This is a genomic window from Streptomyces sp. Alt3 (assembly GCF_030719215.1).
GTDB classification, from domain to species: domain Bacteria; phylum Actinomycetota; class Actinomycetes; order Streptomycetales; family Streptomycetaceae; genus Streptomyces; species Streptomyces glycanivorans.
In genome coordinates this window covers 6,410,453-6,424,671 of the sequence record NZ_CP120983.1, presented here as the reverse complement: position 1 = coordinate 6,424,671, position 14,219 = coordinate 6,410,453, and the positions used below count along the sequence as shown (strand labels likewise).

Annotated in this window: 13 protein-coding genes; 2 read left to right on the top strand and 11 right to left on the bottom strand. The window is 71.1% G+C overall.

The window, feature by feature from the left end:
• Window positions 1-86: 86 nt before the first annotated feature.
• Window positions 87-1,346 (bottom strand): cytochrome P450 family protein, encoded by a 1,260-nt coding sequence (locus tag P8A20_RS28330; protein WP_261989079.1) that lies wholly within the window; start codon window positions 1,344-1,346, stop codon window positions 87-89.
• Window positions 1,347-2,252: 906 nt separating this feature from the next.
• Entirely contained in the window at window positions 2,253-2,927 is a 675-nt protein-coding gene (locus tag P8A20_RS28325; RefSeq protein ID WP_147964382.1) for a ScbR family autoregulator-binding transcription factor, read from the bottom strand.
• 263 nt (window positions 2,928-3,190) lie between these two features.
• Here P8A20_RS28325 and P8A20_RS28320 point away from each other — a divergent pair, with 263 nt between their 5' ends.
• Window positions 3,191-3,952 (top strand): response regulator transcription factor, encoded by a 762-nt coding sequence (locus P8A20_RS28320; RefSeq protein WP_147964383.1) that lies wholly within the window; start codon window positions 3,191-3,193, stop codon window positions 3,950-3,952.
• A gap of 185 nt (window positions 3,953-4,137) precedes the next feature.
• Here the strand turns inward: P8A20_RS28320 and P8A20_RS28315 are convergent, their stop codons facing one another.
• Entirely contained in the window at window positions 4,138-5,346 is a 1,209-nt protein-coding gene (locus P8A20_RS28315; protein ID WP_147964384.1) for an MFS transporter, read from the bottom strand.
• Between the two features lie 74 nt (window positions 5,347-5,420).
• On the opposite strand from P8A20_RS28315, the gene P8A20_RS28310 reads away from it, so the two are divergent.
• Complete coding sequence (locus P8A20_RS28310; protein ID WP_147964385.1) at window positions 5,421-5,831, top strand: MerR family transcriptional regulator; 411 nt, start codon at window positions 5,421-5,423, stop codon at window positions 5,829-5,831.
• Here P8A20_RS28310 and P8A20_RS28305 read toward each other — a convergent pair.
• The 8 genes from P8A20_RS28305 to P8A20_RS28270 all read right to left on the bottom strand — a co-directional run bounded on the left by P8A20_RS28305 (window position 5,753) and on the right by P8A20_RS28270 (window position 14,218).
• On the bottom strand, window positions 5,753-6,706 hold the full coding sequence (locus P8A20_RS28305) for a fumarylacetoacetate (FAA) hydrolase (RefSeq protein ID WP_187282482.1): 954 nt from the start codon (window positions 6,704-6,706) through the stop codon (window positions 5,753-5,755). The genes P8A20_RS28310 and P8A20_RS28305 overlap by 79 nt on opposite strands.
• Before the next feature lie 61 nt (window positions 6,707-6,767).
• A complete protein-coding gene (locus P8A20_RS28300; protein ID WP_306104469.1) occupies window positions 6,768-8,060 on the bottom strand; it encodes a pyridoxal phosphate-dependent aminotransferase in 1,293 nt (430 codons plus the stop codon).
• Between the two features lie 53 nt (window positions 8,061-8,113).
• Window positions 8,114-9,769: an AMP-binding protein gene (locus P8A20_RS28295; protein ID WP_306104468.1), complete on the bottom strand. Its 1,656-nt coding sequence runs from the start codon at window positions 9,767-9,769 to the stop codon at window positions 8,114-8,116.
• Window positions 9,766-10,884 (bottom strand): Glu/Leu/Phe/Val dehydrogenase dimerization domain-containing protein, encoded by a 1,119-nt coding sequence (locus tag P8A20_RS28290; protein WP_147964370.1) that lies wholly within the window; start codon window positions 10,882-10,884, stop codon window positions 9,766-9,768. The genes P8A20_RS28295 and P8A20_RS28290 overlap by 4 nt, the downstream gene beginning before the upstream one ends.
• A gap of 56 nt (window positions 10,885-10,940) precedes the next feature.
• Window positions 10,941-11,504, bottom strand: coding sequence for a type 1 glutamine amidotransferase (locus P8A20_RS28285; RefSeq protein WP_147964369.1), 564 nt, complete (start codon window positions 11,502-11,504; stop codon window positions 10,941-10,943).
• Window positions 11,505-11,514: 10 nt separating this feature from the next.
• Window positions 11,515-12,318, bottom strand: a complete 804-nt coding sequence (locus P8A20_RS28280; RefSeq protein WP_306104467.1) for an amino acid kinase family protein — start codon at window positions 12,316-12,318, stop codon at window positions 11,515-11,517.
• A complete protein-coding gene (gene argC, locus P8A20_RS28275; protein WP_147964367.1) occupies window positions 12,315-13,373 on the bottom strand; it encodes an N-acetyl-gamma-glutamyl-phosphate reductase in 1,059 nt (352 codons plus the stop codon). The genes P8A20_RS28280 and argC overlap by 4 nt, the downstream gene beginning before the upstream one ends.
• Window positions 13,370-14,218, bottom strand: a complete 849-nt coding sequence (locus tag P8A20_RS28270; protein ID WP_147964366.1) for an ATP-grasp domain-containing protein — start codon at window positions 14,216-14,218, stop codon at window positions 13,370-13,372. The genes argC and P8A20_RS28270 overlap by 4 nt, the downstream gene beginning before the upstream one ends.
• Window position 14,219: the final 1 nt, after the last annotated feature.

Here is a 14,219-nt window from a genome sequence, read left to right as displayed (position 1 = left end):
CCGTTTCCGTACTCACCGAAATGTGCCGCCGTACCGGACCGGGTGGCGCCGCGTCCCCCTGTACGACGCCGCCCGGCGCTCCCGCGTCAGCCGAGACGGACCGGCAGTTCCCGGTGGCCGTTGGTGATGAAGCTGGGCAGCAGCGGCAGGTCCTCACCGGGGCGGGCCAGGCTCACGTCCGGGAAGCGGCCGAAGAGGGCCTTCAGGGCGACGACCGCCTCCATGCGCGCCAGTGGTGCGCCGATGCAGTGGTGGACCCCGTAGCCGAAGGTGATGTGCTCGCGGCGGGTGGGCCGGGTGACGTCGAACTCGGCCGCGTCGGCGCCGTGCACCCGCGGATCACGTCCGGCCCCGGCCACGGACACCAGGATCGGTTCGCCCCGGGCGATGAGCACGCCGCCGATCTCCAGGTCCTCGACGGCGTAACGCAGCGGGACGTGGAAGCCCGAGGGCTCGCAACGCAGGGTCTCGTCCACCACGTCCTCCCAGGCCGCACGGCCGGAGCGGACGAGTTCCAGCTGGGCGGGGTCGCTCAGCAGGCGGTGGACCGCGTGGTCGAGGAGGTTGGCCGTGGTCTCGTAGCCGGCCGAGATGATCAGGAGCAGGGTGTCGAGGAGCTCCTGGTGGGTGAGGCCTGTTCCGTCCTGTTCGTCGCGCACGGCGACGAGACGGGTGATCAGGTCGTCGCCGGGCGTCTCACGCCTGGCGTCCACGAGCGAGGCCAGGGCCTCGTACAGCGCGCGGATGTTCTCACCGTTCGCGGTCGGCTCGACCGAGGTGAGAAAGGTCAGGCCGATGATCTCCTGCAACGGTCCGCGCATCTCCTCCGGGATCCCGAGGAGTTCGCAGACGACCTGGACGGGGAGAGGCAGGGCGAACCGGGCGCGCAGGTCGACCTCGGCACCCTCGGGCACCTCGTCGAGGCGGTCGAGGAGCACCCGCGTGATCTCCTCGACGCGAGGCCGGAGCATGCTGATGTTGCGGGCGGTGAAGGCCCGGGCGACGAGCTTGCGCAGCCTGACGTGGTCGTCACCGTAGGCGGTGATCATGCTGCGGACGGAGACCCACAGGGCGAGCGGCCAGTCGGCGGGTATCTCTCCGCGTATCCAGGCCGGCCAGTGCTGTTGGGCGTCCTTGGAGACCCGTGGATCGGTCATCAGCTGCTTGATGAGTTCCGTGCTGGTGACGGACCAGGCCAGGACGCCTCCGGGGAGGGCGACCTGGGCCACAGGGCCCTGCTCGCGGATGCGGGCGATCTCGCCGTGCGGGTCGGCGCCGGAGGCGTCGAGGTGGACCGGGCAGGTCGCGGTCGCCGTGGTCGGAACACTCATGGTCGGAATGCTCATGGTCGGGATCCCTCTCGGTTCGGAGCGCGCGCGGGCCCGTGCAGGGCCCCGGCCGGCGCGGGGTGGGCGGGGCGGAAGGAAGAGCGTGGCGGGGCAGGTCGGTGCACCCGCGGGCCGCCGGGCATGACGCGGCACCAGCGGGCCGGGCTAGGCACTGCTGACGTACGGCTGGTTTCCCGGCCGCCCTCGGAACACGGGTTCGTGTGCGGTGTCGCCGCTTCCGCGTGGGTGCGGCGGGGACGGCGCGCATGGGATCGGGTTCGCGCCGTGCAGACCCGGACCGTCGCGGTGGCTCGGGTCCGGGGTGAGGCGTGTTCAGCACCCGGGCAGGGCTGTTCCCGGGTCTTCGAGGAGCAGTTATCCGGAACGGCCCCGACGGCACGCGGGGCCGTTCCCGCAGGAACGGCTCCTCACAGTGCGGACGAGGTGGCCGCGGCCGGAACGGATACCGTCCCGCCGTGCCGTGGGCGTGCGTTCATCCACGAGGATCCGATCCGGGAACGGACCGGAAGGGTTTCGGCCGTTGCTCCGGCGGCGCCGGAGGCGGGTGGAGAGGACCGAGTGGCCCACCGTGGGTGAGGCGTCTCCTGCGGGACTACGGGAACGGCGACGAAGGGCCCGGGCACGCGGCCCTGGAGAAATCTCCGGGCTCCGGCGGAGCGTGCTTCCCGCTGCCCGGGCTCACCGCGCACGGCCGCGGCCCGATGTCGGGTTCACCGCACCGCGGCGCGCACCTGTGAGCCCGCGCGGCGGGGTACCCGCCCGGACGCGGACATCGTTCCCCGCGCCGGGACCGCGACTTCGGACTGGAGGAACGTCCGGCGCACCCATGCGCCCGGAACACCCACGGAGCATGTCTCCACAGAATCTCCACATCCATAAGATACGCCTGGGTCAGCACCGAGTTCAAGCGTCTCCAGCGGCGTTCGACTCCAGGGCGCGGCCCGGCAGTACGGCTCGCCAGAAGCCGGTGAGCACTTTGGGGGACAGCCATGCCCGGTTGTCGCGGGCCAGCAGGGCGAATCCGGTGGTGGCCCCGACCACGGTGTCGGTGAGCTCACAGAGAGGCAGGGGGCCGAGCGGCGACCCCGCCTCCTCGCCGGCCTGGACGAGGAGCCGCTGGACGCAGCCCTGCCACTCCTGGTGAATGCTCAGCCGAGTGCGGCCCGATGTCTCGTAGTTGAGCCGGAAGCCGGCCCGGGAGACCACGTCCCGGTGCAGAAGTTGGGCCAACGCATAGGAGAGGGAAGTCAGTTCGGTCAGCGCGTCGGTCCGGTCACGCCGGCTCCTGCGGGCGGCACGGTAGAGGTTGCGGATGGCCGCGTACTCCACGGCCTCGGCCAGGTCGGCCTTGTTGCGGAAGTGGAAGTGCAGGGCACCGGTGGTGACCCCGGCCCCCTCGCTCACCTCACTCAGCTTCGTCCGCTCGTACCCATGACGTTCGAACCGCTCGGCCGCCGAGTGGATGAGAGCTCTTCGGGTGCGGACGGAGCGTTCCTGTTTGCGGGCTCCGCAGGCCACGGGAGGCGGGTGCGCGGTCGAGCACCCCTGCGGGGAGGCCTGCGGCTGAGACGACGACATGGAGACATTAAATACCCAGAGGAATCAATTTTCAGCAGTGTGTTAAATCCTCTGACCGATATGCCCCGAGTATCCACTTCTATCAACATGCCACCGTAAGCGGACTGCGACCATGGCAGGTCACTTCGACATCACAAAAAGCCGCACAGCGCCTCTAAGTTGAACATTTCACCCCTTACGAATCCTTTGACAGAAACATCCTTGTAGGTATTGAATTTGATGCGTCGTTGAGTCAAAGCCAAGGATCCGAGGGGGGAAGGGCTATGACCGACCCGGCCGGCCTGCTGGCGCGCGGCGTACACACGCGGGCGCGCACCACGGGGCGAGGAAGTGGCACGAGGCGCCCGGTCGACGAACGCCGGGGCTGGAACGTGCTGGTCGTGCAGAACGACCCGGCCGACACCGAACTTCTCATGCGCGGGCTCCGGCGCCACGGGCATGCCGTGACCAGCGCGGAGACCGGCGTCGCCGCGTTGCGTGCCTACGGGGAGGCGGACCTGGTCCTGCTCGACCTGGAACTGCCCGATCTGGACGGCATCGAGGTGTGCCGGGCCATCCGGCAGTTCGACGACACCCCCGTGATCGCGCTCACCGCGCGGGGCTCGGAGCTCGACCGGGTACTCGGCCTGCAAGCCGGCGCCGACGACTACATGGTCAAGCCGTACGGATTCCCGGAGCTGATGGCCCGCATGGACGCGGTGATGCGCCGGGTGCGGCCGCGCCCGCCCCGCCAGGAGAGCCATGTGGTCGTCCACGGCGAGCTGCTGGTGGACCGCGAGTCGCGCAAGGTTTCGGTGTCCGGGCGCCGGGTGGAGGTGACCGGCAAGGAGTTCGACCTGCTGTACCTGCTGGCGAGCAACCCGGGCGACGTCATCTCCCGCAGCCGCATCATGCAGGAGGTCTGGGGCGGTTCCTGGTCCCGGCGGACCGTGGACACCCATGTGTGCAACCTGCGCAGCAAGCTCGGCTCCAGCGGCTGGATCCTGACCGTCCGCAGCGTCGGGTTCCAGATCGGCCTGGGCTGACCACCGGTCGCCCCGCTTCGCGGGCAGCGGAGAGGCCCCGTTCCCGGATGCCGGGAACGGGGCCTCTCCGGCGCCGTGACCCGCCCGCCTGCGGGGGACGTGAAGGCGGTCGGGGCCGTGGCGCGTCCGGAGCCGGGTGGACGCCCCGGGACGGGGGCCGGGGCGTCCAACCGGGAAGGCGGGCGTCAGCCGGAGCTGGGACGCTTCGCGGGGAAGGCGTGCCGTCGTCCGAGGACCACGACGACAAGCACCGGGAGCATCAGGGCGAGGACACTCCAGGGGAAGGACTTGGGGCCGTGCATGTCGAGCAGGATGCCTCCCACGGCGCCGCCGCCGGCCATGAACGAGTTCCAGGTGGTGACCAGAAGCGCCTGGCCGCGGTCGCCGCCCGCGTCCGTGACGGCGGTCTGGAGCAGCGTGGTGACACCGCCCCAGCCCAGGCCCCACAGGATCATCGCGGCATAGACGACCCACAGGTTGCCGGCGAGGATCACCAGCATGATCGAGGCGATGATGAACAGGCCGGAGCTGGCGACGGTCAGCATCCTCAGCTTGCGGTCCACCAGCGCACCCGTGACCCAGATGCTGACCACGGAGGCGATGCCGAAGACCAGCAGCACGACGTCCCGCGAGTCGCCGTGGTCGTAGGTGTCGAGGAAGGTGGCGATGTACGTGTACAGGATGTTGTGGGCGAGCACGTAGGCCGCGACCACGAACAGGACGGCGGCGACGCCGGGCAGCCGGACGGCCCTCAGGATCGGTTCGCGGGCGCCGGGCTTCTGGCCGGCGGCGTCCGGGACGGTGGCCCAGATCCAGCCGAGCAGGAGCACCGAGACGACCGTGACGAGGCCGAAGGTGAGACGCCAGCCGAACAGGCCGCCCAGGAACGTACCGACAGGAATGCCGAGCGACAGGGCGAGCGGTACGCCCGCCATGGTGATGGCGATGGCTCTGCCCTGAAGGTGCGGAGGCGCCAGCCGGCGTGCGTAGCCGACCAGTTCGGCCCAGACAGCCGCCGCGGCGACACCGGCGATCAACCGGAAGGCCATGGTCAGCGGGTAGCTCGAGGAGATCGCGGTGACCGTGTTGGCGACGGCGAAGGCCGTCACGGACAGCAGCAGGAGCCTCTTGCGGTTCCAGGTGGCTGTGCTGATGGCCAGCGGGATCGCCGACAGACCGGTCGCGATGGCGTAGATCGTCAGCGCCTGGCCCATGGCCGATTCGCTGACGGACATGTCGCGGGCCATCTCGGGAAGCACACCGGCGGGCAGCGCCTCGGTCAGAATGCCCATGAACGCCGCGGTGGCGAGCGCCAGAAGCGGGGACATGGGCAGCTTGCGCTGCTCGGGTGCCGGGGAGGTGTCGTCCAGCAGATCTGATGGGGATGTTGACATGATTGAATCCTCAAACCCTCACATTGATGTGAATGTCAAGTCGGTCGGGTGGACGGGCCGGGAAGGAGGGGCACATGCGTATCGGGGAACTGTCCGAGCGCACCGGGACTCCGCGGAGGCTGCTCCGCTACTACGAGGAACAGGGCCTGCTGGTGTCGGACCGGACGCCCAACGGTTACCGCGACTACGCCGAGCGGACGGTGGACCGGGTCCTGCAGATCCGCGGCCTGCTGGAGGCCGGACTACCGACGCGGGCGATCAAGAAGGTCCTGCCCTGCATCAGCGATCCGCGGATGATCCATGTGCCGGACGCGGCGCCGGAGACCATCGAGCTCCTGGAGCGGGAGCGGGACCGGATGACCGAGCGCATCCGGTGCCTGACGCGTAACCGGGACGCGATCTCCGGTTACCTCGACGCCGTGCGCGACACGGACGGGCGCGACGACGGCGGGAGGTACGAGCCGGAGAAGGCGGTCGCGGTCTGAGTTCCGTACCGCACGGTATTGGCGAGGACCACACCGTGGCTGGTCACGTCGAGGACCATGCGGTCGCCGTCCTCGATGCGGAACCCGTCGTGGTACGTGGCCTTGTCGGCGCCCAGGAAGGTGTACGTGACCAGCCCGGCCTGCCGCAGCAGGGGGTACGAGAACAGGTGCTCCGCCATGTCCTCGAACCGGTGGAAGATGGAGTCGGCGCCGCAGGAGAACGGGCCCTCCCACACCGCGGCACCGTCCCGCTCCACCACGACCCGGCCCGTCACACTCTGCGGCGGCGCGTCCAGGAACAGCCAGGGGAGCACCGAGGTCTCGCAGAGCTTGGCGTACGGGGTGTACGCCCAGGGGTTCTTCAGGTGCAGGCCGATGTCGTTCAGGTCGTTGCCGAAGGTGTAGCCGGCGTAGTGCGGGGTGCCGTCCTCGCCGTTGACGTACACCAGGACCACCTCGGGCTCCTCGATCAGCCAGATCGGGTCGGCGGGGACGGTCAGCGGCTCGTCGGACACGCGCAGCCAGGAGCCGAAGCCCTTCATGTAGTAGTTCGGGGCCACGAACTCCTCGTCGGGTTCGGGGTCGCGGTCGAACTTGGAGCGGTGCGTGCCCATGAATCCGTTGACCAGCGCGTTGCCGGTGGCTGTGGGCAGCAGCGGCGGGAGCAGCCGCAGTCCGGGGTCACCGGGGGTGACCGACACGGTCTCGCCGCCGCTCGTCGCGGCGGCCAGCGCCGCTTCGGCACCGCCCGCGAGGAACGCGGCGCGCAGCTGCCCCTCCTCGACTGCGTGCAGGGTGTGGGGCCGGCCCGATTCGGGGACTCCGGCTCCCGCGTAACGACGTCCTCGGTACTCGGCTTCGAAGAGGATGGACATGGCGGACTGAGCCTCCTGGGAGAGAAGAGATGTGTGGTGACGGGAGGAGCGGCGGGCGGTCTCAGCGGGTGGGCGGGGTGACGCACACGCCGGTGAGGTCGGCCAGGACCTCGGCGACGCGCTCCAGGGACGCGCTGATCCACGGCAGTCGCAGCGGGTCGGCGGAGGACAGGGCACGGGTACGTTGGGCGTCGCTCTCCCCGTACAGGCGGCTGGTGGCCACCCGGACGCGCAGCGGCCGGGGGTGCTCGCCGAACGCCGAGCCGGGCAGCACCCCGACGCCGTAGCGCTCGCCGAGTGTGACGGCCAGGCCGTCACCGTCCCGGATCCCGTGGACCCGGGCGAGATGGTCCCTCGCGGCCTCGAAGTCGGGGTAGAGGTAGCTGGTCGCACGGACCGGCGCCACTTCGGCGCCCGCCTCGGTGAACAGCGTGCCCACGGCGCGGACCACCGTCTCGTGCAGCCTGCGGCCGGCGGCGACATGCGCGACCACCTCGGGTGGCTCGGTGAACGCCCAGGCCGCCGCGGCCTGCACGGGTGCCGCGGTGCTGGACCAGATCTGGCTGGCCACACCGAGCAGGCGCGTCCTCACCAGTTCGCCCAGCGGACCTTCGGGCAGCCGGGCCACGCCCAGGCGCCAGCCGCCGACCGCCAGGCTCTTGGTGAGCCCTGTGGTGACGACCGTGCGCTCGGGTGCGAACACGGCCGGGGAGACAGCCGGCCTGGTGCTGTCGTAGACCAGGTCGCAGTAGATCTCGTCGGAGACGATCACCAGGTCCAGCTCCCTGGCGACCTCGGCGAGCTCCTCGACCGTGGCCGGCGAGGCGATCGTGCCCGTCGGGTTGTCGGGCAGCGTGACCACCACGCAGCGCGGATCGTGCCCGGCCGCCCGGGCGAGGATCACGGCGTCCCGGACCCTCCCGGGGTCCGGGACGCCCCCCTCACCGGCCCGTGTGGCGACCGGGACCGGGCGCAGTCCGCCCAGCCGGGCCTGGGCCGCGTAGCTGACCCAGCTCGGCACCGGCACCACGACGTCCCCGCCGACGGCCAACATCAGGGCGAACAGCAGCGGCTTGCTGCCCGGCCCCGCCACCACCGCGTCCGGGTGGGTGGCCAGGCCACGCCGCTCCCAGTAGCCGGCGGCCGCGATGCGCAGCGCCGGATCCCCGGCGACGGGACCGTACGCGTTGCGGTCCGCGGCGAGCGCGAGCCGCTCCGCCAGCTCGGGCATGACGGGCAGCCCGATCTCCCCGCCGGCCAGGGACAGGACCTGCTCGCCGGCCAGCCGCCGGCGGATCAGCGCCTCGTCGGCGGCGAGTGTCGGCGACATCGTCACCGGCGCTGGATGAGGCATCCGAGGCTCCAACGGTTGGGCGGGAAAGGGGTTTCGGCGGTTGTGCGGGAGGCTCAGGAGTGTGCGTAGAGCTTCCTGAGCTCGATCTTCCGGACCTTGCCCGTGATCGTCTTGGGCAGGGTGTCGGTCAGCTCCAGGCGGTCCGGGAGGAACCGGTCGTCCTGGTCGGCCCGGCGCAGGTGGGCGCGTATCTCCTCCAGCGTCGGACGGACACCGCCGACCGGGATGACGACCGCGAGGATCGGGTCGTCGACCTGGCCGGTGGGTCCGACGACGGAGGCCTCGGCCACCTTGGGGTGGCGCGAGATGATCGCCTCCAGCTCCGCGATCGGGACGACGATCCCGTCGCGCAGGATCGTGTCCTTGGAGCGGCCGAGGATCCGGATGCCACCGCGCCCGTCCTCGCGGGCCACGTCCCCTGTGTCGAACCAGCCGCCGTCGGTGAGATCCGAGTCGAACTGCTCCTGCTGCTTGAAGTAGCCCAGCGCCCGCGACGCCCCGCGCACCCGCAGCCGGCCCACCGAGGCACGTCGGCCCGGATCGTGGCACACGTCGATGCGGATCTCCATGGAGTCGATCGGACGTCCGTGGCTGTGCGCGGCCCAGTCCTGGTTGTAGTCCAGGCGGCTGATGGTGACGGGTCCGAATTCGGACATGCCCCACACCGAGTAGGTGCGGGCGCCGAACGTCTCACGCAGTTCGTCGACGAGCTCCATCAGCACCGGCGCGGCGCCGGTGACCGTGTGACGCAGGCTGGAGACGTCGTGCGGATCGGCGTTCTGGGCACGGGCGACGCCGGAGAGCGTGGGCGGCGGGCCGTAGAGGAGGGTCGCTCCGTACCGCTCCACCAGGTCGAGCAGGCCGGCGTGGTCGGGGCCGTCCTGGAAGGCGATGGTGCCGCCCAGCATCACTCCGGCGAGCACACCCTGGCCGAAGCCGGAGTAGTGCACCAGCGGGGTGGTGACCGCGACCACCAGGTCGTCGCGGAGCAGGAACGTGTCGACGTACCCCCGCACGCCCGAGTGCACGGTGTTCTGGCTGTGCACCACTCCCTTGGAGAACCCGGTCGTACCGGAGGTGAAGAGCACCACGAACGGTTCGTCGGGCCGGAGCTGACGGCCTGCCAGGTCGCCCATGAGCTGCTCCTCCCAGTGCTGGGAGACGAAGTGCTCGTGGAAGTCGACCGTGCCCTCGGGGCCCGGGCCGTCGACGACCACGACGTGTTCCAGGGGCAGTTCCCCGAGCAGTCCGCAGACGGTCTCGGCGAGCGGGTAGCCCTCCCACTCGGGGAGCGTGACGCACACTCTGGCCTCGGTGAGCGCCAGTCGGTGGCGCAGCTCCTCGGCCTGGCAGACCGGAGCGACGGGGCAGATGACCGCGCCGACCGCCATGCAGGCGAACATCAGCGGAACCATCTCCCAGCGGTTGGGCAGCTGCACCGCGACCACGTCGCCGCGCTTGACCCCCAGCTCCAGCAGGCCCCCGGCGAACCGGTCGGTCAGCCGGGACAGCTCGGCGTAGTCGAGCGTGTCGGTGCGGGCCTCGTCCAGGCGGCGGCCCGCGATGGCGAGCTTTCGGGGTCTGCGGCGGGCCTGGCCGCGCAGGTCGTCGAGGAAGGTGTCGTCGCGCCACCAGCCGCGCCGCCGGTACTCCGCCATCCGGTCCGCGGCCGATGCGTCGGCCAGGAGGGCGGCGGTGGTCGACGTCATCGCGACAGCTCCTCGCGGCGCGCCCCGAGGAGCTCCGGCAGCGGGTTGCCCGCCGTGGTGCCGGCGATGTCGATCAGGTCGCGGGTGTTCCGGCGGACCCGGTCACCGACCCAGTCGAAGACCCATGCCTTGCGGGCCTCGGCCTCCAGCTCGAACGGCACCACGCGGGTGACGGCCAGCGCGGCGGACGCGGCACCGCCGATGTTGGCGATGACGCCGGGCACCAGAAGGACCCCGGCGGCGGCCGCCTTGTCGCGGGCTTCGTCGGACGAGCTGATGTTGCCGCCCTCGACGACCAGGCCGGCGCGCAGGCGGTGGACGTTCTCCGCGTTCAGCGCGTGCTTCTGGGCCGCGAGGATGAGCAGGTCGGCCTCGACGTCGAGCCAGGCGTCCGAGTCGGTTCGTACGGTGACGCCGGAGGGCAGCCGGGCACGGTCGATCGCACCGAACTCGTCCGTGACGGCCATCAGTTCGGCCACCGGGAGCCGGTCGGCGCTGATGGTTCCGGCCGCGTCGGCCACGGCCACCACCACGTGACCTCGCTCCTCCAGGAAGCTCGCGACCGCGCGGCCGACCGCGCCGAAGCCCTGGATGACGACCCGGGCCGGTCCGGCTCGCCCGCCGGCCTCCAGGGCCGTGACGGCGGCGACACCGACGCCGTGACCGGTGCAGTCGATCAGGGGCTCGTAGTAGGTGCGCCAGTCGATCGGCATGTCGGGCGCGCCGAGGCGGAACCGCGGGTCGTACCCGGCCTCCTCGAAGAACACCGCCCGGTCCGCGGGGGTGACGCCCATGTCGATGCCGAGGTGGATCCCCCCGTGCAGCAGCGGCTTGACGGTACGCCCGAAGGTGCGGAACGTCGTCCCGCGGTCGGAGCCGTCGGCGACGATGCCTGCCTTGGCGCCGCCGATACGCAGACCGGCGAGGGTGAACTTGACGGTCATGTCACGGGCCAGACCCGCCACTTCCGCCTCGGTGACCCCCGGCGTCATCCGGGTGCCGCCCATGGCGAGGCCGTCGACGAGCGAGTCGACGACGACCCACCCCTTGATGTCACCGCCGGCACCGTTCAGGTGAGCGGTCAGGGCGGGCTCGCGTGCTTCCCAGTCAGTCATGTGTCTTCTCCAGTGGTGAGCAAGAAGGTGTGGTGATACGGCGGTGCGGGGTGTGCTCAGCGGTACAGGTCGGTGAAGCCGCGCAGGATCTCCCGGCCGTCGGCGCGGAACTCCAGGTGCGCCTGGGCGCCCAGGATCCGGCCGTCGTCGGAGCGCAGGAACTCCACCGGGGCGTGCTCGGATCGCCCGATGGTGCGGAAGCCGGGCGGGGCCTGCTGGAGGTACAGGGTGTGCCGGTGGAAGACCGTCACCGTCGGCTTGACGTACGTGAACAGCGGCTCCTCCGTGTCGACCCTCGCGTCGAAGCCGCCGACGCGCTGCGGCCCTTCGGTCAGGACGCCGCCCTGGGAGACGGCGAGGATCTGCATGCCGCCGCAGATGCCGAGGACCGGCACGTCGGAGCCGAGGACGAGGTCCACCAGCGGCTTGTAGTACTCCTGGTCGTAGGCGCGGACCTTGGTGCCGCTGAGCACGATCGCCTGGTAGCGGCCGCCGAGACCGGCGGGTACGCCGGCCACCGTCACCGGGTCGGTGTCGGAGCCCAGTTCCTCCAGTCGGGCGCGCAGTTGCTTGAGCGAGAGCGTCCCGTTGTTGACAACGAGCACGCGGGGTTTCGCCACGTCGGGCTCCTCAGGTTCGCGTGATGACGGTTCCGGCACGGCCGGAGAGCAGTTCGCTGACGGGGGCGCTGCCGATGACGACGCGTCCGGCACCGCGCTCCAGCGCCTCGCCCGCGGCACGCAGCTTCTTGCGCATGCCGCCGGTGGCGCCCTTGTCACGGAAGGCCGCCGCCGCGTCGGCGGAGATCTCGCGGACAGGTTCCCCGTCGATCAGCAGATGGGCGACGTCGGTGACCAGGACCAGGTCACGGGCGCCGACGGCCCCTGCGACGGCGGCGGCCGCCCGGTCGCCGTCGGTGTTGACCTCACGCCCCTCGGTGTCCCTGGCCAGTGGGGTGACCAGGTGGGCGTGACCGGGCTGGAGGTTCTTCAAGGCCGAGGCGTCCACGTCGGTGATGGGGCCGACGAGGTTCTCCAGCTCGACGAGCTGCTTGTCCTTCCACCAGAGGCGCTCGCCGGGCCCGGCGGTGACCAGGCCGTCGCTGCCGAGGACCCGCTCGGCGGTGATGCCGCGCGCCTCCAGGCGGCCCAGGACGTCCTCGCCGAGCTCGGCGCTGACGGTCTTGATGTCGGCGATGACCTCGGGTGTGGTCCAGCGGCTCTGGTTGCCGTAGCGGTCGCGCAGGATCGCGGACGGCTCCCGGTAGCGGGGGCCGAGCTTCCTGAGCGGCTTGGACCAGCCGTGCACCAGCACCAGGGGCCGGGTCCCGCCGTGCTCGGCGAGGTCGTCCCACCAGCTGTCGGCCAGGTCCTCCAGGCAGCTGCCGCCGAGCTTGACGACGGTGGGGGCGGTTCGGGGGCCGGCAGCGGTCATGTCGGCATCACCGGCTGCATGGTCAGGCCCGTCTCCTCGGGCAGGGCGAAGCGCCGGTTGAGGGCCTGGACCGCCTGCCCGGAGGCTCCCTTGAGCAGGTTGTCCAGTGCGGACAGCACGACGATCCGCTCGCCTTCGGGGTCGTGCAGGACCGTCACGTCGCAGTAGTTGGAACCGATGACTGCCTGCGGGTCGGGCACCGGGATGAGGGTCTCGGTGTGGCGTCGCACCCGCACGAACCGGTGGCCCTTGTAGAACCGTGAGTAGGCGCGCTGCAGCTCGCGTTCGGTGACCTCCGCGTCGGTGAAGACGTACGCGCTGGTCATCAGGCCGCGCACGTGACCCACGCCGTACGCGGACATGGACAGCGAGCCGACCTCACCTGCCTTGCCGCGCTCCAGGAAGTCACTCACCTCCGCCGCGTGCCGGTGCCCGGTGGGCGCGTACGGGGCGATGGCGCCGCTGCGCAGAGGGTGCAGGTCCGGCACCCTCATCTGGAGGCCGCCGCCGCTGGAGCCGCTCTTGCCGTCCACGACGACGGTCTTCAGGGGCAGGCCGAGCCCCAGGGTGAGGGGCGCCAGCCCCAGGGTGAGGGCCGTGGCGTAGCAGCCGGGCACGGAGATCAGCGCGGCGTTCTCCAGGCTCTCGCCGATCAGCTCGGGCACTCCGTATACGAAGCGGTCGGCGAGCTCGGTGGTCCGCGGCACCTTCGGGTACCAGCGCTGGTGGAGCTCCGGGGTGCGGATCCGGAACGCCCCGCTCAGGTCGATCACGCAGGCGACACGATCGGCCAGCTCGGCGGCCAGCCGGGCCGAGACCGGGGCGGGCGTGGACAGGAACACCACGTCGCAGGTCTCGGCGATCCGGTTCGCGTCGACCGCTTCGACGGTGAGGCCGAAGTCGAGGCGCAGCCCGGGGTGGAGCTGGGCGGGGCGGCGGCCCACGCTGGAGTTGCCGCCCAGGTAGGTGAGTTCGAGTTCCGGGTGCTGGAGCACGAGCCGGATGAGTTCACCGCCGGCGAGTCCGGAGGCTCCGACGATTCCTGCTCGGATCATTCGAGGGTCTCCTGTACGTGGCGGATGACGGCGGAGGAGATGTCGGTGTCCGTCGTGGAGGCGACCCCACGCCAGGCGGGCGCGTGGTTGACCTCGTTGACGAGGTGGCCCGACTCCGTGCGGAACAGGTCGACGCCGTAGATGCCGGGACCGAGCCGGTCCACGACGGCGTCGACGACCTTGGCCACGTCCGGATCGTGCGCCAGGGAGCGGCTCCGGTTGCCCAGGGCGGCGTTGCTTCGCCAGTCGGCGCCCGCGCTCTCGAACTCGGCGGCGGCGACGATCTCCCGCCCGACCACCAGGCAGCGCACGGAACCGCCGCCGAGGTAGGGCTCGACCAGGCATGCCTGCTCGAAGGCGTGTCCCAGGTCCTCGACGTAGTCGTACACCGAGTGCGCCAGGTCGGCGTCGCGGACCAGGGTGACCCGCTTGCCCATTCCGCCGTAGACGGGCTTGAGCACGGCGGGGGTGCCGAGGTCGGCCAGCGCCTTCGCGTAGTCCTTGCGGGAGAGCACGAGGCGGAAGTCCGGTACGGGGACACCCGCTTCGCGCAGCACAGCCCGCAGGACGAGCTTGTTCTCGCATGCGTGGATCGCGGCGGCGGTGTTCAGGACGGGGGTGCCGTCCGCCTCCACGAGGGTGGCGACGAGTCCGCCGCGGGTGTAGCTGCGGCTGCGCACCAGGACGGCGTCGTAGCCGGCGAGCGGGGAGGAGTCGATGGAGCCGAGACCGAGATCCTCGTCGTTGACCCAGTCGATGTGCAGCCCGGCCTTTTCGGCCGTCAGCATCAGCCGGCGCTCCTCCCAGCCGACCCGGTCCGCGACAACAGCAACCCTCGCGCCCATC